At 38.2% G+C, this 25,228-nt stretch carries 21 protein-coding genes and 2 riboswitches; of the genes, 19 read left to right on the top strand and 2 right to left on the bottom strand.

Going from position 1 to position 25,228, the window contains the following annotated elements; all coding sequences use genetic code 11:
* Window positions 1-686: 686 nt before the first annotated feature.
* Window positions 687-2,309, top strand: a complete 1,623-nt coding sequence (locus GGQ92_RS14250; RefSeq protein WP_184250406.1) for an RICIN domain-containing protein — start codon at window positions 687-689, stop codon at window positions 2,307-2,309.
* Window positions 2,310-2,570: 261 nt separating this feature from the next.
* Here GGQ92_RS14250 and GGQ92_RS14255 read toward each other — a convergent pair whose 3' ends face one another.
* Window positions 2,571-4,649 (bottom strand): ATP-binding protein, encoded by a 2,079-nt coding sequence (locus GGQ92_RS14255; protein WP_184250409.1) that lies wholly within the window; start codon window positions 4,647-4,649, stop codon window positions 2,571-2,573.
* 352 nt (window positions 4,650-5,001) lie between these two features.
* Window positions 5,002-5,103: riboswitch (purine riboswitch) on the top strand.
* Between the two features lie 108 nt (window positions 5,104-5,211).
* Between GGQ92_RS14255 and GGQ92_RS14260 the strand changes: the two genes are divergently transcribed.
* Entirely contained in the window at window positions 5,212-6,510 is a 1,299-nt protein-coding gene (locus GGQ92_RS14260) for an NCS2 family permease (RefSeq protein WP_184250412.1), read from the top strand.
* A gap of 100 nt (window positions 6,511-6,610) precedes the next feature.
* Here GGQ92_RS14260 and GGQ92_RS14265 read toward each other — a convergent pair whose 3' ends face one another.
* Window positions 6,611-7,048, bottom strand: a complete 438-nt coding sequence (locus GGQ92_RS14265) for an Hsp20/alpha crystallin family protein (protein ID WP_184250415.1) — start codon at window positions 7,046-7,048, stop codon at window positions 6,611-6,613.
* 130 nt (window positions 7,049-7,178) lie between these two features.
* Between GGQ92_RS14265 and GGQ92_RS14270 the strand changes: the two genes are divergently transcribed.
* From GGQ92_RS14270 to pcrB, 17 genes are all read left to right on the top strand, one after another.
* Window positions 7,179-7,760, top strand: a complete 582-nt coding sequence (locus tag GGQ92_RS14270; RefSeq protein ID WP_184250418.1) for a DUF2179 domain-containing protein — start codon at window positions 7,179-7,181, stop codon at window positions 7,758-7,760.
* Complete coding sequence (locus GGQ92_RS14275) at window positions 7,720-7,929, top strand: NETI motif-containing protein (protein WP_184250421.1); 210 nt, start codon at window positions 7,720-7,722, stop codon at window positions 7,927-7,929. The genes GGQ92_RS14270 and GGQ92_RS14275 overlap by 41 nt, the downstream gene beginning before the upstream one ends.
* A 73-nt stretch (window positions 7,930-8,002) precedes the next feature.
* Window positions 8,003-8,100, top strand: a riboswitch (purine riboswitch).
* Window positions 8,101-8,234: 134 nt separating this feature from the next.
* On the top strand, window positions 8,235-8,726 hold the full coding sequence (gene purE, locus GGQ92_RS14280) for a 5-(carboxyamino)imidazole ribonucleotide mutase (protein ID WP_184250425.1): 492 nt from the start codon (window positions 8,235-8,237) through the stop codon (window positions 8,724-8,726).
* A complete protein-coding gene (gene purK / locus GGQ92_RS14285; RefSeq protein WP_184250428.1) occupies window positions 8,713-9,843 on the top strand; it encodes a 5-(carboxyamino)imidazole ribonucleotide synthase in 1,131 nt (376 codons plus the stop codon). The genes purE and purK overlap by 14 nt, the downstream gene beginning before the upstream one ends.
* A 55-nt stretch (window positions 9,844-9,898) precedes the next feature.
* Window positions 9,899-10,150 carry a phosphoribosylformylglycinamidine synthase subunit PurS gene (gene purS, locus GGQ92_RS14290; RefSeq protein ID WP_184250431.1) on the top strand — a complete coding sequence of 84 codons (252 nt, stop codon included), beginning with the start codon at window positions 9,899-9,901 and terminating at the stop codon, window positions 10,148-10,150.
* Complete coding sequence (purQ, locus tag GGQ92_RS14295) at window positions 10,147-10,830, top strand: phosphoribosylformylglycinamidine synthase subunit PurQ (protein ID WP_184250434.1); 684 nt, start codon at window positions 10,147-10,149, stop codon at window positions 10,828-10,830. The genes purS and purQ overlap by 4 nt, the downstream gene beginning before the upstream one ends.
* Entirely contained in the window at window positions 10,814-13,033 is a 2,220-nt protein-coding gene (gene purL, locus GGQ92_RS14300; RefSeq protein ID WP_184250438.1) for a phosphoribosylformylglycinamidine synthase subunit PurL, read from the top strand. The genes purQ and purL overlap by 17 nt, the downstream gene beginning before the upstream one ends.
* Window positions 13,018-14,430, top strand: coding sequence for an amidophosphoribosyltransferase (purF, locus tag GGQ92_RS14305; protein WP_184250441.1), 1,413 nt, complete (start codon window positions 13,018-13,020; stop codon window positions 14,428-14,430). The genes purL and purF overlap by 16 nt, the downstream gene beginning before the upstream one ends.
* Before the next feature lie 46 nt (window positions 14,431-14,476).
* Window positions 14,477-15,505, top strand: a complete 1,029-nt coding sequence (gene purM / locus GGQ92_RS14310; RefSeq protein WP_184250444.1) for a phosphoribosylformylglycinamidine cyclo-ligase — start codon at window positions 14,477-14,479, stop codon at window positions 15,503-15,505.
* Window positions 15,498-16,070 carry a phosphoribosylglycinamide formyltransferase gene (purN, locus tag GGQ92_RS14315; protein WP_184250446.1) on the top strand — a complete coding sequence of 191 codons (573 nt, stop codon included), beginning with the start codon at window positions 15,498-15,500 and terminating at the stop codon, window positions 16,068-16,070. Before purM ends, purN begins: the two co-directional genes overlap by 8 nt.
* A gap of 2 nt (window positions 16,071-16,072) precedes the next feature.
* Window positions 16,073-17,608 (top strand): bifunctional phosphoribosylaminoimidazolecarboxamide formyltransferase/IMP cyclohydrolase, encoded by a 1,536-nt coding sequence (gene purH / locus GGQ92_RS14320; RefSeq protein ID WP_184250449.1) that lies wholly within the window; start codon window positions 16,073-16,075, stop codon window positions 17,606-17,608.
* A gap of 42 nt (window positions 17,609-17,650) precedes the next feature.
* Window positions 17,651-18,928 carry a phosphoribosylamine--glycine ligase gene (gene purD / locus GGQ92_RS14325; protein WP_184250452.1) on the top strand — a complete coding sequence of 426 codons (1,278 nt, stop codon included), beginning with the start codon at window positions 17,651-17,653 and terminating at the stop codon, window positions 18,926-18,928.
* 347 nt (window positions 18,929-19,275) lie between these two features.
* Window positions 19,276-21,018, top strand: coding sequence for an adenine deaminase C-terminal domain-containing protein (locus GGQ92_RS14330; RefSeq protein ID WP_184250455.1), 1,743 nt, complete (start codon window positions 19,276-19,278; stop codon window positions 21,016-21,018).
* A 130-nt stretch (window positions 21,019-21,148) separates the two neighbouring features.
* A complete protein-coding gene (locus GGQ92_RS14335; protein WP_184250458.1) occupies window positions 21,149-22,186 on the top strand; it encodes a DUF3048 domain-containing protein in 1,038 nt (345 codons plus the stop codon).
* Between the two features lie 17 nt (window positions 22,187-22,203).
* Window positions 22,204-22,512, top strand: coding sequence for a YerC/YecD family TrpR-related protein (locus GGQ92_RS14340; protein ID WP_184250461.1), 309 nt, complete (start codon window positions 22,204-22,206; stop codon window positions 22,510-22,512).
* Window positions 22,513-22,529: 17 nt separating this feature from the next.
* Complete coding sequence (locus tag GGQ92_RS14345) at window positions 22,530-23,522, top strand: Gfo/Idh/MocA family oxidoreductase (protein ID WP_184250464.1); 993 nt, start codon at window positions 22,530-22,532, stop codon at window positions 23,520-23,522.
* Between the two features lie 997 nt (window positions 23,523-24,519).
* Window positions 24,520-25,203: a heptaprenylglyceryl phosphate synthase gene (gene pcrB / locus GGQ92_RS14350; RefSeq protein WP_184250467.1), complete on the top strand. Its 684-nt coding sequence runs from the start codon at window positions 24,520-24,522 to the stop codon at window positions 25,201-25,203.
* Window positions 25,204-25,228 lie beyond the last annotated feature (25 nt).

Here is a 25,228-nt window from a genome sequence, read left to right on the forward strand (position 1 = left end):
GTTAGCCTATTATCTAGTATAGAGGGTCTCCTTTTATTTTTCCATTTATATGGATAATTTTAGAAATTATCCTTTGAGAACTATTTTACACATACCACTATAAATAAGGATCTATTCAAATTTCCCAATGAAAAAAGAAGCTTCAATATGAAACGTCTCTTGTTTTAGACATCAAATATTTTAGTGATAACTCTAAATTGCGATTTGCATTTATTGCATTAAAATTGCATTATTTTAATTTTTTATATTAATTTATATGGATTGATACTTCTTTAAAACCCTTTAAAATCAATGATATTGCTCTATATCTAGCGCCATGAAAGTAGAGTGGGAATAGAAAAATTAAAGCTAGAACCTTTTATTATCAAGGGTTCTAGCTTTTTTTAATTGCATTATATAGCATGATAGTTTCTATCAAACAAACACTATAATAGTCCTATTTAGTTTATTAATATATTCAATTAAAACAGATAACTCCTACTACTTTGTAACCTTTTCTCCAAATATACCTTTCTTTACTAGAAAATTGGTTTATTATATAGATATTCATACTCCGAAAAATTTTAAAACTAGTTATACGAATTAACTCTGAATCTATTAAAAAGTATAAATTATATAGAGGTGCAAGAGTTAATTCTTTTTATATATTTCAACCATATTTTTAAAATTAAAGGAGGAACTATGTAATGAGAAAAGTTGTTGGTTATTGTTTTGCTTTTTTGTTACTTGTTTTTATCTATTTAGGAGAAGGTAGCGAGGTTAATGCACAGGAAACAGTAAATGCAAGAGATTTTGGTATGACACCAGGTGTTGATGCATCGCAGACAGAGGCACTACATGCAGCAATGCGTCATTTTTATGATCGTGGGGTTGAGGGAACTGTTTATATTCCTGCTGGAACTTACTCAATTGATGAGGCAATTCGTTTTCACCAAGGCGTTAATATTGTTGGGGATGGAAAGGGACAAACCGTATTAAAGAAATCAGGATCACGAAATAATTACGTGGTTGGAAATCCAATTATACGTTCAGGTTCTAATCGCTTAAATGTAACCGTTTCCTATTTAACGATTGATGGTGATAGAACGAATCGAGCTAATCGTGGTTTAGGTCAAATAGGTGGAATGAATATTGATGCAGACGTCAGTGATCTATTTATAGAAAACATCGAAGTAAGAGATGTTACGATTGGTTTATTACTACGACGATTAAAGAATTCTACTATCGAAAACAATCATATTGATCGAACAACAGGACATGCAATGGCATTTGGGAGTGAAAGTCATCCGGTTGGTGATGTTCATGACAATACAATTCGAGGGAACATAATTACTAATTCAACCGGAGGTAGTGGTATTAATCTGTCCCGTGCGACACACACACTAGTCACTCACAATCAAGTTATCAATACAAGCCAACAATCTGATAGTTATGGTGGTATTCGAATTCCAAACGGTGGAGCGAATAATATCGTCGAATTTAATACAATTGAAAATTATCCTCGGGGTATCTTTGTTTTAACGGGAGCTACTAATAATACGATTCGAAACAATACTGTGATTAACTCAAGAATACACGGTATTCTAATTCAATCGAACAATAATACTTTTGAGAGTAATGTAATACAACAATTAGATCCATCGTTGAATCCTGAATCCGTTATTAGAATAGCGCCAGGAAGCAATAATCAAATCCGAAACAATAAAATAGAAACGTTCGCTAGTTTTAACAATATCGGAATTAGGGTTACAGGGGATTCCAATCAAAACACTATAAGAGATAATATAATTGATACTTCAGGGGTGGCAGTAAGTATCGAAGGTGGAAGTGGTAACACGAACACAAATAATACGCGTCTTGTTAATCCAATTCAATTTGATAGTAGTAAAGTCTATGAAATTGTTAATCGAGGCAGTGGCAAATTAGCAGAAGTAGAGAATGCAAGTGGAGAGCTAGGAGCAAATGTCCAACAGTGGGAGCGAAACTTCCACCCGACACAGCGTTGGTTTATTATTAGAAATAATGATGGCTATTATGAGATCGTTAATCAAAATAGTAATCAAGCGATGGAAGTATTTGATTGGAACTCAAGCAATGGTGCAAATATCGTTCAATGGGAACATCTAGGTGGCACTAATCAGCAATGGCAAATTGAACGAAATAGTGATGGTTACTACACATTGGTTAATCGATTCAGTCAAAAATCATTAGAAGTATATGAACGTTCGTTGAATAACGGAGGAAATATCGTTCAATGGGATTTACTTCATGGCTTTAATCAACAATGGAATATAATAGAGATTCGATAACGTGTTCTAACTGAGTTTTATTGCTAGTAATAAAAGGCCTTCTACCGCAGATGAGTAGAAATAGACCGCGCAGTATCAATCTTTGCGCGGTCTCCCTTTATATATAATGAATGTTAAACCAATCAATAGTGAACTCCCACAATAATAATGAGGTTAAATAAATTCGTTGAAGTATTTGGTAACGTCTTATCAGAGTTGTGATTTAAGCTCCATCTTAAGAGTCCAATTCATCACAAAGATTCGCACTATTATCTGATTTAACTATGTTATTAATTGCAATGCCAATTTTTCAATACCTCTATTAACATAACGATAATAAGTGCTAATGGATAGATGGAGTCGTTCTGCGACTAATTCGTTGGTGCCAATCTGTTCGATATAAGACAATTCGATGGAACGCATCATCAATCGGTCTTTTTCCGTCTTAATCTCAATTCCATTCATCGCTTCTTTAATGAAATGTCGAATGGTGTCCCCATAGGCCTCATTATCTTTCATTTCAATATCCATAACTTCGTTCGCTTCTTTAAGTAATTCTGGCATAGATTCAAGCTCATGATAGGAGGGGAGCAATTTCTTCAATAGTTGAGTCACTTCTTGGACTGAAATGTTCTTTTTAGTCTTGATTGGATAAGACGTCGTTAATAATTTTGATGTTGTTAATAATTTTAATAGAGAAACTTTTCTAAGGTCGACTTGAAGCATACGAAACTTTTTCCCGGAAGGTGTAACAGATGCTGCCCAAGGTAATTCTTTTAATCCTAACGATAACAATCCGGAAACGTCATAGTCAGTTGGAAACATGACAGTGCATAGAAAATTATCCATAAGATGCTCGAAAAAGTAACGATAGATTGCATTCAAAGCTTGATAATCATTATTTTTTGCGGTTGCACCAATCCAAAACAGACGTTCATTTTCCTCTGTTTTCGTGTTTAAGAGATAATTTCTATAAAGGTCATTTTTGAGAAAAATTTTTCTAGCTTCGGTTGTAAGAGAAACAATAGCGGTAAAGCCTACGATACAATCATTTTCCCAAAAAGCTTTAATTGCCGATGGCTCAAGCTCCCAAACCTCTTGAATGAGCTTCTCTTGTTCTGTTCCATCATTAACGGATTGGAGCGAGTTCAAATGTCGGTTCCTCCATATCTCCATAATGGGTGCAATGTCTTTTTGTTCAGCAGTTCTAATATCATAAACTGTCTCATCGTTTAAAAAATAGAATTCTTGTAAAAGCTCATTTTTAGCGGTGAATACATTTTCAAGAAAAAGACTTCTCCGTTGAAGTGGATTAGCGGCAGTCCACCTTCTATAAAGAACTTCTAACGCTCTTTTCTTATAACTGTTGAATAATTCTGGAGAGTGTTCTTTAAAGTCAGTTTGAAACCAATTCCGAATTCCATCTACCAAGCTCCAACCATCTTTCGCTTTCATAATAATCGGGATATCACAAAATTGATCAAACTCTTCATAACTAAGTGACTGGCCAGTAATATTCATCAACAATTCCTTGTCAAATTGTCTAACGACAGAAGCTGCTTCTAAAAGTGAACGCTGATTTATTGTGATGTCTAATTCTTCTAAGACGTTTTGACAAAGAATCCTAACGATTTGTTTAAGATTAGCTGTTTCTAAACGTTCTCCATTTTCTAATGCCATCTTGTAACACAAATTCATAGAAAATGGGATACCGTCAGATAGTTTAACAATAGTATTTCGGAGTATTAAATCGTCAATTCCGTTGTTTTTAAGGTAGTCGTGGACGAGATTCTTACTTAACGGTTTTAGGTGGACATGTTGAACTAATAAACTCCATGATGGAGAGCGTGTCTGTATGCTTCTGAGGGATTCGCGCCCAGCTGAGATTAGACGTACATTAGCAGATAGTCTCGGGATAAATGAATGGAATAGCCAATCTGTGATGGGTTCCCACAATTCGAATGAGTCAAATAGCAATATAAGTGGAGGTTCTGTAGTAGCAATCGTATTTAAACTGTTAACGATGTTGGAAGTCGTGGTAGATTGTTCTGTACCTATCTTCCGTCCTTTATTGTAATAAGGATGATTATGCAGCTTGTTTACGATGATATCTAAAAATTGTTGTGGTGATTGAAGTTCCTTATCCGTATTTATGTAGATGGTATTAGCTGTTGATGAAATGTTCATAAACCTTTTAAGCAGAGCTGTTTTTCCGATGCCGCTAATCCCGTGAAAGTGTAATAAATTCCAGTCTGTTCTATCTCGGTCAAGTTGATTTTGCATAAGCTGAAGCTCATCTTCGCGACCAATAAAGCTTTGAAGTTCGGCTTTATTTAATAAGTCGTTTATAAAAGCTGCCACATTTATCACATCCTTTCCATCTAATAGATAAATATATTTCATTCTAATCCGTTTTTTTCTAATTATGTATATAATGACTTATATTTTAACCAAGTTCAATGCAACAAAAGTAGTGGAATTCATATTTCTGAAGTTTAGTTCTTTTACACTATTCAGCCAGATGATAGCCAGCCACAGGCGGAATTTACAATAAAAATGTTTTCATAGTTTTGTATAACTCCTTTTGACAAAGAGTCTTAATAAAAATATTGTCAAATATTGCAATAAACGAACAATGAAAGTGTTTTTATCAATAATATTCGGATTTTGTATTGACATATGCAGAAATGCCTAGTATTATAGGTTTTGAACTTATTATAATTTAATTTTCCGTCGTATAATGTTGGGAATATGGCCCAAGAGTCTCTACCGAAGTACCGTAAATACTTCGACTACGGCATGGATAGATGGGCGCCTTTATATTTTATATAGGGGTCATATCGGAAATCCAGCTGTTGGGCACTCTTGGTTGTTAACCTAGGGTGCTTTTTTTCGTTTATACGACAAACGAGGAGGAACAACATTGAAAAAGTATTTCGAGTTTGACAAATTAGGTACTAATTATCGTACGGAAACAATGGCCGGTATTACTACTTTCTTGGCTATGGCTTATATTCTGTTCGTCAACCCTAACATATTAGCAGATGGAACAGGCATGGATCGAGATGCTGTCTATGTAGCTACCGCACTATCCGCAGCTGTTGGTACATTGATTATGGCGTTCCTTGCAAAATATCCGGTAGCACTAGCTCCAGGAATGGGATTAAATGCTTTCTTCGCTTATACGGTTGTTATTGGCTATGGAATTCCTTGGGAAACGGCCCTAGCGGGTGTGTTAGTTTCAGGTATTATATTCTTAATATTATCTTTATCAGGTCTTCGTGAAAAAGTAATTAATGCAATTCCACCTGTTTTGAAACTGGCAGTAGGCGCGGGGATTGGTCTTTTCATCGCATTTGTTGGTTTTCAAAATGCAAAAATTATTGTCGCGGACCCAGCAACATTAGTAGCTTTAGGTGATATTACAAGTGGAACAACATTACTAGCAATCTTCGGTGTAGTAGTTACTGTCATACTTATTGGTGTAGGCGTCCGTGGTGGTGTATTTTATGGAATGATTATTACAGCAGTTGCAGGAGTTATTTTTGGATTAATTGATATGCCACGTCAAATTGTATCAAGTGTTCCTGATTTATCTCCTACATTTGGCGTAGCATTCCAGCATTTAAATGAAATTTTCACGATTGAAATGCTCATCGTTATTATTACATTCTTGTTTGTTGACTTCTTTGACACAGCTGGAACATTAGTGGCTGTAACAACAAAAGCAGGTTTAATAAAAGATAATAAGTTACCACGCGCTGGTAAAGCGTTATTAGCTGATTCTTCTGCAACGGTTGTAGGGGCGACGCTAGGTACATCGACAACTACTGCGTTTGTGGAATCTGCAACCGGTGTAGCTGCGGGTGGACGTTCTGGGTTTACATCCGTTGTTACAGGATTACTGTTTGTACTAGCTATCTTTTTCTCTCCATTGCTTTCAGTAATTACGAATGAAGTTACTGCTCCGGCGCTGATTATTGTTGGAATAATGATGGTATCTGCTTTGAAAGATATTCCTTGGGATAAATTCGAATATGCGGTTCCAGCGTTTTTAACGGTTATTATCATGCCGTTAGGCTATAGTATTGCGACTGGTATTGCAGTAGGTTTTATTTTCTATCCAATTATGATGGTAGCTAAAGGGAAAGCAAAAGAAGTTAATCCGATTATGTGGGGATTATTCGTTATCTTCATTCTATTCTTAGGGTTTGTACAATAATAAAATATTACTAAAAACTTCGGCCATTTGTGCCGAAGTTTTTTGTTTGTAAAGCATTTTAGGTATCAAAACAGAAGGAATGTAAACGATACTAGTAGCATTATGATTCATCCTCTACGATTTCCACAGGGATATTTTTGGCTGGTTTGGATTTCTTTTTATTTTTGTATAAATGAATGACCATGAGACCATCTCGCAACTGTGCGGTTGCTTTCTCACGTTGAACAGCAACAGGGAGATCGATTTTCCGTGAGAATTCACCTCTTGGTATTTCATTAATGTGAAGCTCGCCTTGTGTTTTTAATTTTGGAAATCTCCCCTTCACGTGTAGTGAGTATGAATCTATTGAGATGTTTACGTGTTTACGATTGTTAATACCGGGCAATGTAACATAGACAAGTATTTTATCATTGACTTCGTAAATGGTTACGGCAGGGATTCTCGGTTCTACTAGATGCTCAAATTCATTCCAGAAATCCCCACCAAAAAAGTGATGGAGATTATCCTTCCATTGATTCATCTCTTTAAATGGATCCATGTTTCCTCTCTCCAGTCTTTTTTATAATGTGCTACCACGATGAATATGTTAAAATGTTTGCACTATGTCCTCATGTTGATAGTATATGTGACATTCTAGTGTATGGTTAATGCCCGGAGGTGAAGTAGTTATGTTAGAAAATGCGTTTATCGTCGTTGTTATTATATTAGTTATTAATATTGTCTATGTTTCCTTGTCTACTTTACGTGTTATCCTCACGTTAAAAGGAAGGCGTTATATTGCGGGAACAATTGGCACGTTCGAGATTGTCATTTATACAGTCGGTCTAGGTATTGTTCTTGATAATTTAGGTCAAATTCAAAATTTAATAGCATATGGTTTAGGATATGGCATTGGAGTAATAGTTGGCTCTAAAATTGAAGAAAAGTTAGCGCTTGGGTACATTACGGTTAACGTAGTTTCCTCGGATCCCGACTTACAGTTTACAAAAAAACTTCGTGAAAAAGGATATGGGGTAACGAGCTGGCAAGCATATGGAATGGATGGTGATCGATTAGCGATGCAAATCCTTTCACCAAGAAAATATGAGCTCAATTTATATGAAGCTATCAAATCCATTGATCCAAAGGCATTTATTATAACGTATGAACCGAAGCAAATACATGGTGGATTTTGGGTAAAACAAATTCGAAGAGGGAGAATTAAGAAAAGTGTCCAAGAAGCAGAAGAAGCAAAAGAAGAAGAAGTTTGAAGTCGGAGAAAATGAAACAATAGAAGAATGCCTCAATAGAATGAAGAAAGAAGGTTATACACCAACACGTAGAATTGAGAAGCCAATCTTTCGTGAAGAAGGGAATAGCGTTATTCCGGTAGATAAAACCGTTATATTTGAAGCTGTAGCTCTAGAATCCGAACATTAAATTATTTTAATAATTTAATGTTCGATTTTTTATTGACAAGTCGAATAGAAGCTTGGTATGATAAGGTCATAATTTAATCAGGATAAATACATCTCATATATTTTGGGAATATGGCCCACTGTTTCTACCCGTTACCGTAAATAACGGACTATGAGAGAAGTAGCTAGCACCCTTATATAGGGCGTGCTTTGTGCATAATGTTTACACTATGTGCCTATTCTGCTTCTCTTTTAAGAGAGCGGGATAGGCTTTTCTTATATAGTTGCACAACTTAATTATAACCGTGTGAAAAACGGAGGGATAAAATGGCACAGATTAGTGTTATTATGGGAAGCATTTCCGATTGGGAAACGATGAAGCATTCATGTGAAGTATTGGATGAATTAGGACTTCCCTATGAGAAGGAAGTAATTTCTGCACATCGTACTCCAGAGGATATGTTCACATATGCAGAAAAAGCAAAAGCAAGAGGAATTAAAGTTATCATTGCAGGTGCAGGTGGAGCAGCGCATCTACCGGGAATGGTCGCATCGAAAACCACGCTACCTGTCATCGGGGTACCTGTTCAAACGAAGAGCTTAAATGGACTTGATTCCTTGCTATCAATTGTACAGATGCCTGGTGGTGTTCCTGTTGCGACGGTTGCGATTGGAACAGCAGGCGCAAAGAACGCAGGAATTTTAGCAGCACAAATTATTGGAACTCATGATGATGATGTAGCGAAGCAGCTTGAAGTGTACCAACAAGGAATGAAAGAGAAAGTAAAAGAGATGAGGGACCAACTTGCCGAACAATAAACAACTACTCTTTAATCGAGTCATAGGAATTATAGGTGGTGGTCAGCTTGGTAGAATGATGGCAATCTCTGCGAAGTATATGGGCTACCGAATTATCGTATTAGACCCTACACCAGATTGTCCAACTGCACAAGTGGCAGATGAGCAAATTGTAGCAGCCTATGATGACCTTGAAGCAATCAAAGAGCTAGCAAGCAAAGCAGATGTCGTTACATATGAATTTGAAAATGTTGATTTACAAGCAGCACAGCTATTAGAAGAACAAGGACTACTACCTCAAGGTGCAAACTCTTTACGAGTAACTCAAGATCGAGAATTAGAGAAAGAAACAATGCGTAAAGCAAACCAGCCAGTTGCACCATACTCTATCGTTAAGACACCACAAGAATTAAAAGATCAAGCCAATAAAATAGGTTATCCATCTGTAGCAAAGACATGTCGAGGAGGATACGACGGCAAAGGACAAGTGAAGTTAACCAGTGAATTAGATCTTGCAGAAGCGGAAGAAATGCTAGAGAAAGCAGGACGCTTAATCATAGAAAAGTGGGTTACCTTTGATAAAGAAATATCTGTCGTGTTCACTCGTTCCGTAGATGGTAACATAGAATTTTTTCCGGTAAGTGAAAACATCCATCGAGACCATATACTCCATGCGAGTATCGCACCTGGTCGAGTTTCAGAGCAGATAGCAAACAAGGCAAAAGAGGCAGCTAAAGCAATTGCAGAAGAATTAAATGTCGTAGGTACTTTTGCAATCGAAATGTTTGTAACAGAAGACAACATACTAATTAATGAATTAGCACCAAGGCCGCACAACTCAGGACATTATACGATTGAAGCGTGTGACGTCTCTCAATTTGAGCAACATATCCGAGCTATTTGTAATCTACCACTTTTACCAGTTCATGCTCATAAAGGAGCTGTAATGGTAAACCTATTAGGAAAAGATGTTGAACCATTTTTTTCGCGTATTAATGAATTTCCAACCGGCCACATTCACATTTATGGAAAGAAGGACAACAAGCCTCTTCGTAAAATGGGCCATGTAACGTTTATTGGAGACAATGCAACGTCTATCTATGAAACATTGAAAGAACAGTCACTCATTCAAGACTGAGTGACTGAAAACTAAATATATGCGCTATTACTATTAATTATTAGGGGGATATATCATGAAAATTGCGAAAATTCACATAACTTTAAAAGAAGGCGTTTTGGATCCACAAGGAAAAGCGGTTCAAGGTTCGTTACATTCTTTGGGGTTTCCAAGTGTAGAGGACGTTCGAGTTGGTAAATATATCGAAATCAAGCTTGCAGAGGAAGACAATGCAGAAAAACAAGTAGAAGACATGTGTAACAAACTATTAGCGAATCCAGTTGTTGAAAACTACTCGTACACAATTGAGGAGGTAGTGACACAGTGAAATTTGCCGTTGTAGTATTTCCAGGATCGAACTGTGATCGAGATATGTATTATGCTGCCAAAGATGTACTTGGTGAAGAAGCGGAGCTTGTCTGGTATACAGAAGCAAATCTAGAAAACTATGATGCGGTTCTGATTCCAGGTGGATTCTCTTATGGTGACTATTTACGCTGTGGCGCAATTGCATCTACTTCAGATGTAGTTAGTCAACTTAAGAAGCTGGCGGAAAGAGGAGTACCTATTTTAGGAGTATGTAACGGATTTCAAATTTTACTAGAATCACAACTTCTACCAGGTGCGATGCTACAAAATAAGAACCTAAAGTTCATGTGTCATTTTGAAAACTTAATTGTAGAAAACAACGAAACAATTTTTACATCAGAATATGAAAAAGGTGAAGTTGTCTCGATGCCAATTGCACATGCAGAAGGTAATTATTATTGTGATGAAGAAACATTAGCAAAGCTAAAAGCAAATAATCAAATCGTATTTACGTACCAAAACAATCCAAACGGCTCCCTGGCGAATATTGCAGGGATTGTAAATGAAAAAGGAAACGTACTCGGTATGATGCCACACCCTGAAAGAGCTGCGGAAGCAATTCTTGGAAGTAGTGACGGATTGAAACTATTCCAATCTATCGTTAAAAACTGGAGGGAAAGTTATGTTGCAGGCGCCTGAATTAACACCGGAACAAATCGAAAAAGATAAAGTATACCGTGAAATGGGTTTAACAGATAAAGAGTTTGAAATGATCAAAAACATCATGGGACGTCTACCGAACTTTACGGAAACAGGTATTTTCTCTGTAATGTGGTCGGAGCATTGTAGCTATAAAACGTCTAGACCGTTATTGAAAAAGTTCCCGACAGAAGGTCCACAAGTAGTCCAAGGGCCGGGTGAAGGTGCAGGTGTTGTAGATATTGGGGATGGCCAAGGTGTCGTCTTTAAGGTAGAGAGTCACAACCACCCATCTGCTGTAGAACCATATCAAGGAGCTGCAACAGGTGTGGGAGGTATTATTCGCGATGTATTCTCAATGGGAGCTCGTCCGATTGCATCCCTAAACTCTCTCCGTTTTGGTAATTTAACAAACGACCGTGTGAAATATTTATTTGAAGAAGTCGTACATGGAATCGCTGGTTACGGAAACTGTGTTGGTGTCCCTACTGTTGGTGGCGAAGTTCAGTTTGACGATAGCTACGAAGGTAATCCGCTTGTGAATGCGATGTGCGTTGGTTTAATTGATGTTAAAGACATTCAAAAAGGGATTGCAGCTGGCCTAGGAAATACGATTATGTATGTAGGTTCGAAAACAGGCCGCGATGGAATTCATGGAGCGACATTTGCATCGACTGATTTAACGGAAGAAACAGAAAACAATCGCTCTAGCGTTCAAGTTGGCGATCCATTTATGGAAAAGTTATTAATTGAAGCTTGTCTGGAAGTTATTCAATCGGACGCCTTAGTAGGGATTCAAGATATGGGTGCGGCTGGTCTAACATCCTCAGCAAGTGAAATGGCTAGTAAAGCTGGTATGGGGTTAGAAATGAACCTTGATTTAATTCCACAGCGAGAAGCAAATATGACAGCTTATGAAATGATGCTTTCGGAATCACAAGAGAGAATGCTTCTCTGTGTTAAGAAAGGCCAAGAACAAGAGATTATCGATATCTTTAAAAAATACGATTTAGATGCAGTAGCAGTTGGTACAGTAACAGATGATAAGCAGTTCCGTCTCTATCATCAAGGAGAAGTGGTAGCGGATATTCCAGTTGATAATTTAGCAGAAGACGCACCAATTTTTTATAAAGATTCAAAAGTTCCTGCTTATTATGAAGAGTTTCAAAGCATGCCAGATTATCAACCAAAAGTTACAAACTACTCAGAGACATTGGCAAAGCTTTTACAACAGCCGACAATTGCTAGTAAAGAATATGTATATGACCAATATGATTCTATGGTGCAAGGGAATACCGTATTTTCACCAGGATCAGACGCTGCAGTAGTGCGCATTCGTGATTATAACAAATCGATTGCAATGACAATTGATTGTAACTCTAGATATATCTACCTTGATCCAGAAACAGGCGGAAAAATCGCCGTTGCAGAGGCAGCTAGAAACATTGTTGCAACAGGTGCAAAGCCTTTAGCAATAACAGATGGTCTTAACTTTGGAAATCCAGATAAACCAGAGAACTTCTGGCAAATGGAGAAAAGTATAGATGGTATTAGTGAAGCTTGTTTGGCGCTTGATACTCCGGTTATTAGTGGAAATGTATCGCTTTATAATGAAACAAATGACGAATCGATTTATCCTACGCCAATCATTGGGATGGTAGGTATCCATGAATCATTAGACGATATTACACCATCACACTTCCAAGCTGACGGTGATTTGATTTATATCATCGGTGAAACAAAAGCTGAATTCGGTGGAAGTGAACTTCAGAATGTATTGGAAGGTAAGTACTTCGGTAAAGCGCCGAGTATTGATTTAGAAGTAGAAGTAGAACGCCAAAAGCAATTACTAGAAGCAATCCAAACAGGACTTATTCAATCTGCACATGACATTTCAGAAGGTGGAATGGCAGTAGCAGTAGTAGAAAGCTTATTCAGTAAGAAAAAGTTGGGAGCAAGCATTGAGGTTACAGGTGATATTACATCTGCCTTATTTAGTGAATCTCAATCTCGTTTTATCGTTTCGATTAAAGAGCAGAACAAAGCAGCTTTTGAATCGATTTGTAAATATGCAATGCCACTTGGAAAAGTAACGAACACAGAAAACATTCAAATAACACAAGAAGGAAAGACAATCTTGGAAGAAAGTGTGCGTGAACTTGAGCAGCTTTGGAAAGGAGCTATCCCGTGCTTGCTGAAATAAAAGGCATTAACGAAGAATGTGGTATTTTTGCTATTTGGGGACATGAGAAAGCAGCAGAAATGACGTATTACGGTCTTCACGCTTTACAGCATAGAGGGCAAGAAGGTGCTGGTATTGTTACAACAGATGGAGAAACCCTTCACGTCCATAAAGGGTTAGGCTTACTTAACGATGTGTTGTCAGAAGGAGAATTTTCTAAATTACCCGGCCAATCGGCTATTGGTCACGTGTTATATGGAGCAGAAGGCGGCAGTGGATTTGAGAATGTCCAGCCGCTCGTCTTCCGCTCCTCTAAAACAAGTATGGCAATTGCACATAACGGAAATTTAGTGAACGCACATGCACTTAAAAATCAGCTAGAAGCACAAGGCAGTATCTTACAAACAACCTCTGATACGGAGCTCTTAGCTCACCTTATTAAACGAAGTGGTCATCTCGAAATGTCTGAGGCAATTACTGCTGCCTTGCAAATGATCAAAGGGTCTTATGCCTTTTCATTATTAACGGAAGACCAGCTTTTCATCGCCTTAGACCCAAGAGGAATACGTCCTTTATCTATTGGACGTCTTGGAGAAGCTTACGTAATTGCCTCCGAAACATGTGCATTTGATTTAATTGGTGCCACGTATGAACGCGAAGTCCAGCCAGGTGAATTAATTACGATCAGCGATGAAGGATTACAAACACAAACGTTTTCAACTCCAATGAGGAGAAAATTGTGTGCGATGGAGTATGTTTATTTCTCCCGTCCGGATAGTGATTTGAATGGAGTAAACGTTCATGCTAGTCGTAAAATCATGGGGAAAGAGCTTGCGAAAGAAGTACCAGTCGTGGCGGATGTTGTAACAGGTGTGCCAGACTCAAGCATCTCAGCAGCAATTGGTTTTTCCGAAGAATCGGGGATTCCTTATGAACTAGGCTTGATTAAAAATCGCTATGTTGGTCGTACGTTTATCCAACCTTCTCAAGAGCTACGAGAACAAGGTGTGAAGATGAAACTCTCGGCTGTACGTGGACTTGTGGATGGTAAACGAGTTGTGATGGTTGATGATTCCATCGTAAGAGGAACGACTAGTAAGCGAATCGTCCGTTTATTAAAAGAAGCTGGAGCAAAAGAAGTTCATGTTAGAATTGCTTCACCTCCAATGAATAACCCGTGTTTTTACGGAATCGATACATCGAATAAAGGTGAACTAATAGCAGCTAATCATACAGTCGAAGAAATTAGAGAAATTATAGGAGCAGATAGCTTAGCTTTTCTTTCCAACGAAGCATTAGAAAGATCAATTGTTGCTGATCGAGATATGGAGCAACATGGAATCTGTAATGCGTGTTTTACAGGAAATTATCCGACAGAAATTTATCCGGATACAGTACTACCAGCATATAAAGCCTAGTAATCTAAGAGGAAAACTTAGCATTGTTAAGTAAAGGAGACAAATCATGAGTGATATATATAAAGACGCGGGAGTAGACGTCCACGCAGGTTACCAAGCAGTGGAATTAATGAAGAAACATATCGCTAAAACGAACCGCCCAGAAGTAATCGGGGGGCTTGGCTCATTCGGTGGCCTATTCGATATTAGTCGTTTTTCTTATGGAGAACCCGTTCTTGTTTCAGGTACAGATGGTGTGGGGACAAAGCTAAAGCTCGCCTTTGCTTTAGATAAGCATGATACGGTCGGAATCGACTTAGTGGCAATGTGTGTAAATGACATTGTCGCACAAGGAGCAGATCCTTTATTTTTCCTTGATTATATCGCTTGTGGAAAAAATGAACCAGAGAAAATAGAGCAAATCGTTAAAGGAATCGCACAAGGGTGTCAAGAAGCAAATGCTGCTTTAATAGGTGGAGAAACAGCAGAAATGCCTGGTATGTATGGTGATGGAGAATATGACTTAGCAGGTTTTACAGTTGGAATTGCAGACAAGAAACAGTTGATTACTGGTGAAAAGGTAGAAGCAGGTGATATATTAATTGGGGTCGCCTCTAGTGGTGTACATTCTAATGGCTTTTCATTAGTTCGAAAAATCGTGGAAGATTACGGCCTAGATTATTCGGATGAAATAGACATGTTAGGTACCACTTTAGGTGAAGCCTTACTCACTCCAACGAAAATATACGTAAAAGCAATCCAACAACTAAAGACAGATCTAACGGTGAAAGGTATTAGCCATATAACTGGTGGAGGTTTCTATGAGAATCTACCAAGAGCAGTACCGGAAACGTTAGGTATCGTGGTTGACCCAACTAGTTGGGAACTCCCTCCAATCTTCTCATTCTTGAAGCAAACCGCAAAGCTTGAGGATAAAGAGATGTTCCATGTATTTAACATGGGGATTGGAATGGTTGTGATTGTCGAAGAACATGAAGCAGCAATGGCTATTCAACTTCTAGAAGACTGTGGGGAAGAAGCATACGTAATTGGTAAAGTAACCGATCAACCAGGAGTGACGTTCTCCGATGAATAAAATAGCAGTATTCGCATCAGGAACAGGCTCCAATTATGATGCCATTATGAAGGCAATCCAGCAAGGGAAACTTAAAGCGGATGTACGGTTGTTAGTATGTGATCAGCCGGATGCCGCGGTTATCCAAAAGGCTAGGAATTATGGAACCAGTGTATTCATAGTTGACAGGAAAGAGTACGCATCAAAGGTTGCCTTCGAACAGGATATTGTCAATGCTCTCGAGAAGCATCAAATTGATTGGGTTATTTTAGCTGGTTATATGCGATTGATTGGAGAAACCCTCCTTCAACCGTATCAAGGTCGCATCGTAAATATTCATCCATCCTTACTCCCTTCTTTTCCAGGCTTAGATGCTATCGGTCAATCATATCAGGCAGGAGTAAAGATTACTGGAGTAACCATCCACTATGTTGATGAAGGAATGGACACAGGAACAATCATTGCTCAGGAGGCAGTGAAGCTAGAAGAGAATATGTCATTAGAAGAACTTCAGAAAGCGATTCAAAAGATTGAACATCAGCTTTATCCAGCAACGATTCAACAACTGATTCAGAAAGGGGAATGAGCTTGAAGAAACGAGCACTATTAAGCGTATCAGATAAAAATAATTTAATTCCATTTGCAGAAGGCCTTCATCAGCTTGGATATGAACTCATCTCTACAGGTGGAACATTAAAAGCGATCAAGGACGCTGGTATTCCTGCGATGCAAGTTTCAGAGGTTACAGGTTTTGATGAAATTCTCGACGGTAGAGTGAAAACTCTTCACCCTTTTATTCATGCAGGTCTGCTAGCTCGCCGTGACTTGGATTCCCATGTACAGGAACTCGAGGCAAGAGATATTCACCCAATTGATGTAGTAGTTGTAAACTTATACCCGTTCAAAGAAACGATTGCGAAACCGAACGTTACCGAAGAAGATGCGATTGAAAATATTGATATTGGTGGTCCAACGATGTTGCGAGCTGCTGCGAAGAACTTCCGTGACGTAACGGTTGTAGTGGATCCAGAAGATTACGATGAAGTATTGGCGGCAATGAAAAAAGATCAGCCATCATTAGAGCTACGTAAACAATTAGCAGCAAAAGTTTATCGTCATACAGCAAATTATGACGCAATGATAGCCAATTACTTTGTTGAAATAACCGAAGAAAAAGATCCTGAGACATATACATCTACGTTCGAGAAAGTACAATCACTAAGATATGGTGAAAACCCGCATCAACAAGCTGCTTTCTATAAAGAAGGGAATGTGCAAGGTGCGTCTATCGCGAATGCGAAACAGCTTCATGGAAAAGAATTATCTTATAACAACATCCAAGATGCAAACGCAGCATTAGAAATCGTTCTTGAATTTGCTGACCAACCAGCAGCTGTTGCTGTTAAACATATGAATCCATGTGGTGTTGGAATTGGTGAAACATTAGAAGCTGCTTTCCAAAAAGCATACGATGCGGACCCAGTATCCATTTTTGGTGGAATTGTTGCATTAAATCGTGAAGTAGATGCTAATACGGCAAATATATTAAAAGACATTTTCTTAGAAATCGTAATTGCACCAGGATTTACAACGGAAGCTTTAGAAATCTTAACGGTTAAGAAAAATATTCGATTATTAGAAACACCGATGACGGTAAACGAAAAAGATTCGAAAAAAGTAGTGAGTGTTATTGGTGGCTTACTCGTACAAGATCGTGATAATGGCACCATAACAGCCGACGAAGTAGAAGTTGTTACAGACCGAAAACCTACTGACGCGGAACTAAAAGAACTCCTTTTCGCATGGAAAGTAGTGAAGCACGTGAAATCCAATGCAATTGTCGTAGCAAAAGAGGACCAAACATTAGGTGTTGGAGCTGGTCAAATGAATCGTGTTGGAGCAGCACGGATTGCATTTGAGCAAGCAGGAGAAAAAGCGCAAGGAGCAGTTATGGCATCTGACGCATTTTTCCCAATGCCAGATACGGTTGAAGCTGCTGCACAAGCAGGTATTAAAGCAATTATTCAACCAGGTGGTTCAAAACGAGACCAAGATTCAATCGATGCGTGCAACAAACATGGAATTGCAATGGTTTTAACAGGAATGCGTCATTTTAAGCATTGATTTGTTGGAGTGAAATAGGTGGATAACTAAAGGAGGTACCTGATGAAGATATTAGTAATCGGTAGCGGTGGCCGTGAACATATGATTGTAAAGAAATTAAAGAAAAGTGATAAGGTTACGAACATCTATGTTGCACCAGGAAACGGTGGAATTGCTGCGGAGGCAACCTGTATTCCTATCCAAGACGACGCCATCGAAGAGCTTGTCCAATTTGCGGTAGAAACAAAAATTGACTGGACGATTGTTGGTCCGGAAATACCTTTATCCAAAGGGATTGTCAATGCATTCCGAAGTAATAATCTAAGAATTTTCGGCCCATCAAAGGAAGCGGCAATCATTGAAGGAAGTAAGGATTTTGCAAAAGCATTTATGAAGCAATACAACATCCCAACAGCGAAGTACCAAACGTTTACCGACGTAAACGAAGCAATTAAGTATATAAAAAGAGAAGGCGCTCCGATTGTAGTAAAGGCAGATGGTTTGGCTGCTGGAAAAGGTGTTGTAGTCGCTATGACAGAGGCGGAAGCAATTGAAGCAGTAGAAAATATGTTGCTTCACAACCAATTCGGTGAGTCAGGAAACCGAGTTGTCGTTGAAGAATTTTTGGATGGTAAAGAATTCTCGCTTTTTGCTTTTGTTGATGGAGAAAATGTCTATCCTATGATTCCGGCAAGAGATCATAAGCGTGCATATGATGGAGACCAGGGACCGAATACAGGTGGCATGGGTTCCTACTCGCCAGTCCCAGATTTAAATCCGGATCATGTACAATTCACAATTGAAAACATCTTAAAGCCTGTAGCTAAAGGAATGGTAAACGAAGGTCGCCCATATACCGGAGTCCTTTACGGGGGATTAATTGTTACAAAAGAAGGTCCAAAGGTAATCGAGTTTAATGCTCGATTTGGAGATCCTGAAACTCAAGTCGTCTTACCACAATTAGAGAATGATCTGATACAAGTTATAGAAGATGTAACAAATGGTAAAGATCCACAGTTAAAGTGGAAAGAAGGGTTTACAATTGGAACTGTCGTTGCTTCCAAAGGTTATCCAGGTATCTATGAGAAAAATGTGAGACTTCCAGATTTGGCAGGTAGCTCGGATGTTTATGTTGTCCATGCAGGAACTGAGCTTCTGGATGATGGTGGCTTTGTCTCCACAGGAGGTCGTGTACTTCTAGTTGGTACAACACAAGATACACCAGAGAAGGCCTATCAAAAAATTGAGGAATACTTACAAAAATTTGATAAAACAGATGATTTCTTTTATAGAAAAGATATAGGGAAAACAATGATTAAACCGACTATTGCCAGCATTTAATTGCTGGTTTTTTTATTTTATGCTTCCATGCCACTCAAGGGTAAAGCTCACCACGCTAAAAAACAATATTGGATTCAACGTGTTCAATATTCGATATTCTCATTTAACATTCGATTCAGTATGCTCAACACTCGATATTCACATTCACCTTTGTGGAAAAACATCTAATTCTCTAGTCTTATTTATTATCCATAACATTACAAATTCGCTTCACTTGAATAAATATGTCACCTTTTTTATGTAAATCTGCCTAAAAAATATTCAAAAATTTGTAAAAATCATACAATGCAAACGCTAACAATCGATGTTACAATTAGTATAATGACTGTAGGAAGAGGAGACTTGCGATGAATGATCACCTGTACAGATGGAGAAACCGCGAAATAAGAAAGCAAATAGAGGTCATCGACGGTAAGGAGCAGCCAACGCTTGTACTTATCAATGCCCTCTATTTAAATGTATATTTAAAAAAATGGATGGAAGCTAATATTTGGATATATATGGATCGAATCGTGTACATGGGTAAAGAAGTTCCACATAATCTAGATGGTGTTGAAGTAGTTGATTGTAGTGGAAAATACTTAGTTCCTGGGTATATCGAACCTCATGCGCATCCATTTCAATTATATAATCCTTATGACCTAGCTATGTTCGCAGGTCAGACGGGTACAACGACATTAGTAAATGACAACTTACAATGGCTTTATTTGACGAACCAAAAGAAAGCGTTCTCTTTACTGGACGATTTTATGGAATTACCTGTTTCGATGTTTTGGTGGGCTCGATTTGATAGTCAGTCTTATATACATGAAGAGGCTGAAATATTTAATGATGAACAAGTTCAAGCATGGTTACAACATGAAGCGGTTATTCAAGGTGGTGAATTAACCGCATGGCCACAGGTTTTAAAAGATGATGACCGAATTTTATATTGGATGCAAGAAGCTAAAAGAATGCGTAAGCCTGTGGAAGGACATTTTCCGGGTGCTTCTGAAAAAACGCTCGTAAAATTAAAATTATTAGGTGCTAGTTCTGATCATGAAGCATTATCTGGGGAAGAAGTATATCACCGTTTGACAATGGGATACCGTGTCGGCTTGAGGAATTCCTCTATCCGGGAAGATTTGGGGCATATTTTCAAAGAGTTACAGAATTACGAGCTAACCTCTTATGATAATTTGACGATGACGACGGATGGAGCAACCCCATCTTTTATGGAAGAAGGACTTATTAATCGCTGCGTACAAATTGCGATTGATAATGGAGTATCCCCAATTGAAGCGTATATGATGGCAACGTATAATGCTGCAGAACAATTTCATATGGAAGAACGATTAGGAAGTATAGCGGTTGGAAGAACGGCACATATTAACATTCTCGACTCTATAGAAAATGCGACCCCGGTTTCGGTGATCGCAAAAGGAAAATTCTTAAAACGTGATGGTCAAGTAATCGATCAAAATCAGAAGGTAGACTGGAGTAAATATGACATTGAGAAGCTTAATCTTAAATGGGATTTATCTGATGCAGACTTACAATTTTCTATGCCAGTCGGTCTCAAAATGGAAAATGACGTGATTATGAAGCCTTATCCAATTAAAATTGATCCGACTGCTGAAAAGATTATCTCCCAGGACGAAGCATTTATTATGCTTGTAGATAGAGAGGGAGAATGGAGAATAAATACAATTATAAAAGGTTTTACAAAAACGCTTGGAGGCCTAGCGAGCTCCTATTCCTTAACAGGAGACATCATTGTAATAGGGAATAGTAAGTCAGATGTATTATTGGCCTTTAACCGTATGAAGGAAATTGGCGGTGGAATTGTTCTTGCGCATGAAGGTGAAATAATCTTTGAGATACCTTTGCATATTGGTGGTATGATGTACGATGGTCCTGTTGGAGATTTAATTCCATTTGATAAAAAACTGAAGAAAATATTACTTGAACATGGATACGAACATAAGGAACCATTGTTCACCCTCTTATTCCTATCATCAATGAATCTACCATATATTAGAATAACACCACTAGGAATAATAGATGTTAAAAAGAGAGAAATATTATTTCCGTCTATTATGCGTCATTAATTTTGATATAATAGAATAGAAATGTAGTAAAGGCATGTATAAAGCATGCCTTTCTTTACTTTATTAAATACAAGCATTGCAAAAATTTAGCATTTGGATCAACACAATACTTAGATTCGGGGGAATCGAAATGAAAGCACAATGGAAAATATTTTTAGCACTAATACTTTGTATACTATTAATAGCTTGTTCTAAAGAAGAAGAGGAATCCACACCAAAACAAAAAGTCGATACAGACCCAATAGCAGAGGAACCAGTAGTTGAACCCGAGATGTTTGTTTATCCGTACACTGGATTGGAAACAGCTGATGAACCAACGAATCGTGCTATTTCTGTAATGGTAAACAATCATCCAAAGGCTAGACCACAAACCGGTTTATCCCAAGCTGATATCGTATTTGAAATTCTAGCAGAAGGTAATATTACAAGATTCCTAGCAATTTTTCATAGTGATATACCAGAAAAAGTAGGACCTGTCCGTAGTGCGCGACCTTATTATTTCAATTTAGCAAATAATTATGACGCACTCTATGTCTACCATGGTGCTGCTAATTTTATAGAAGATATGATTCAATCAGGTGAAACAGATGGCTTAAATGGTATGTACTACGATAATGATAAAGTATTGTTCGAACGCTCATCGGATCGTGTAGCTCCGCATAACTCTTATGCTATCTTTGATGGGATTGCTACGCGCGCGGAAGAGAAAAACTATGAACTAGAAGCAGTTCATGAGCCGCTTCTATTTGCTGATGAAGAAGTAACAGGAGAATCAGCTGTAGATGTAACATTACCTTATAGTAACTATCAAGTTAGATATGAGTATGATGCGAACAAGGATGCATACCATAGATTTAGCGATGGAGCTCAAACAGTTGAATACACTGACAGTACACCAATTGAATTAGCAAATGTGCTAATTCTCGAAACAAATCATCAAGTCATCGATAATGCAGGTAGAAGAGAAATAGATTTAACCTCTGGAGGGGAAGCTTTACTTCTTCAGCGTGGTAAAGTGCAAAACGTGCAATGGGAACAAATTGATGGTAGAATTATCCCTACAAAAGATGGTAAACCGGTACCGTTTATCCCAGGTAAAACATGGGTTAACGTCATTCCAACAAGTCCTGGAATTTCCGGTGTCAGCATTTCTGAGATATCAGAATAAAAAGGAGAGACACCTCCATGCAAATTGATAAATTGCGCGGTGATCAATTAGATGAACTGTTTGATGCGATTTTATCACTGAAAAATAGAGAAGAATGCTATCGTTTTTTTGATGATATAGCAACGATTACAGAAATTCAATCTCTTACTCAACGACTCCAAGTCGCTAAAATGTTAGACGAAGGAAGAACATATAACGCTATTGCAAGCGAGACAAAAGCTTCAACCACGACAATTTCACGAGTAAAGCGTTGTTTAGATTATGGAAATGAAGGCTATCGAATAGTGTTGGACAGGCTTAACGATAAAGAGGAAACGGACAAATAGCAGAGAGGTGAGGACACGTGCGTTTTGCAGTAATAGGAACCAACTGGATTACAGATCGTTTTTTAGAAGCAGCACACTTGATTGATGACTTTCAACTTACTGCTGTTTACTCTCGAACGGAAGAAAGAGCAAGGGAATTTGCTAAGAAGTATCATGTCGATACTATCTATACATCTATAAATGATTTAGCAAAAAGTGATAAAGTGGATGCAGTTTATATCGCATCCCCTACAGCTTTTCATGCAGAACATGCCGTTACTTGTATGGAAGGTGGAAAGCATGTCTTAGTCGAGAAGCCTTTTGCATCGAATGTAAAAGAAGTGGAAAAAATGATACAGACAGCTAAGGAGAATAATGTTCTTCTTATGGAAGCAATGAAAACTACGTTAGTGCCAAATTTTGCAAAGGTTAAAGAAAACTTGGAGAAAATTGGACCTGTTCGTCGTTATGTGGCAAACTTCTGCCAGTATTCTTCTCGGTATGATAAATACAAAGAGGGGATCGTCCTCAATGCATTTAAACCTGAATTATCAAACGGTTCATTAATGGATATTGGTGTATATTGTCTCTATCCGATGATTGCTTTATTTGGAAAACCGGAGACGGTACAGGCGAATGCTTGGATGCTCGATTCAGGTGTTGATGGAGAGGGAACTGTAACAGCTACATATAAAGATTTGATTGGTGTCACGATGTTTTCGAAAGTTACCAATTCTTTGATTCCGTCTGAGATACAAGGTGAAAAAGGGTCAATCGTTATCGGTAAAATTTCGGATATGGAAGACCTCAAGATTGTGTACCATGATGGAACAGAAGAGATAATCGAATCAGATCAGCGAAAAGAATCTATGTACTATGAAGCAAAAGCATTTATCGAAACATGGAAAGCTGGGAAATTAGAAAATGAAACGAACAGCTGGGATACATCACTCCAAACAATGAAATTATTAGATGAAAGCCGCAAACAAATCGGCCTAGTCTTCCCAGCAGATAAGAGCCAAAATGAGTAACGTCATTTTGGCTTTTTCTAACTAGTTAAAATGAAGAGACTCGAGAAAGATTCCCCTCGACTCCAGATAGGATCTTCTCACTCTTGATAGATTCCCCCCTCGACTCCAGATAGAACCTCTTCACTCCAGATAGAGCACCCTCGACCCCAGTTAGAACTTCCTCACTCCCGATAGAGCAGCACTGACTCCAGATAGAACGAAACGACAGTCGATAGAGCACCCACGACGGTAGATAGAACGAAACGACGGTCGATAGAGCACCCACGACGGTAGATAGAACGAAATGACGGTCGATAGAGCACCCACGACGGTAGATAGAACGAAACGACGGTCGATAGAGCACCCACGACGGTAGATAGAACGAAACGACGGTCGATAGAGCACTCACGACGGTAGATAGAACGAATTGACGGTCGATAGAGCACTCGCGACGGTAGATAGAACAAAACGACGGACGATAGAGCATCTCTGACTCGTGATAGACTGAATTGACTCGTGATAGAGCCAACCTGACTCCGGATAGAATCTTTTCGACACGTGAGAAGAATCTTTTCTCCCTAAAAGAGACGCCTAACACACAACAACACTCATAAAAATAGTGTTCAGAAGTAGTTATCCGATATTGACAAGTGTCAATCTAATGTTAAACGCACATATCCGATATTGACAAGTGTCAATCTAATGTTAAACGCACATATCCGATATTGCCAAGTGTCAATCTCATGTTAAACGCACATATCCGATATTGACAGGTGTGAATCTAATGTTAAACGCACATATCCGATATTGTACTAACTTCGAACACCTCTCCATTTTTTAAAATCCGCAACATACGGTCTGATAATAAAAATCCCCCTCTTCTCCACGCAAAAAACTACTTCCACGCCTTCGCTAGAAACACTTTTAAAAATTCCCTACACTTCACTCAATATTAGGAGTAATTTTTGCTATAATATGTAGATGTATAATGTCAGGTCATTAATGGAGGAAGAAGACTTTGTATAATATCGATAATTGGAAACACATATTTAAGTTAGACCCTGCAAAAGAGTTATCAGATGAGATCATTGGCGCTGTCTGTGAATCCGGTACAGACGCCATTTTAGTCGGTGGAACCGATAATATAACATTAGACGGCGTACTTCATTTATTAAGCGCTGTTCGAAAATACACTGTCCCAGTCATTTTAGAAATCTCGAATATGGAATCTATTACTCCTGGATTTGATTATTATTTTGTTCCGATGGTACTTAACAGTAAGGAAAAAAAGTGGTCAATGGATATCCAGCATGAGGCAATTATGGAATATGGTAATATGATTAATTGGCAGGAGGTATTTGCAGAGGGGTACTGCATTATGAATGAAGAGTCCAAAGTTTTCCAATGGACAGACTGCAAATTACCAACACAAGACGAAGTAATTGCTTATGCACAGTTAGCGGAAAATTTACTACATCTTCCGTTTTTTTATTTAGAATATAGTGGAACATATGGTGATGAACAACTTGTAAGAAGAGTCAGTCAGTCTCTTAACCAAACGAAACTTATATATGGTGGCGGCATTACGAACAAAGAACAGGCGGAAAAAATGGCTGAATACGCCGACATTATTGTAGTCGGAAACGCACTATACGACAATCCAAAAGAAGCATTAAAAACAGTACAAGCTGTAAAAAAATAGATCCCTTTACACGAAATTGTTATAG

It is taken from the genome of Gracilibacillus halotolerans, from assembly GCF_014206945.1.
Lineage (GTDB): Bacteria > Bacillota > Bacilli > Bacillales > Amphibacillaceae > Gracilibacillus > Gracilibacillus halotolerans.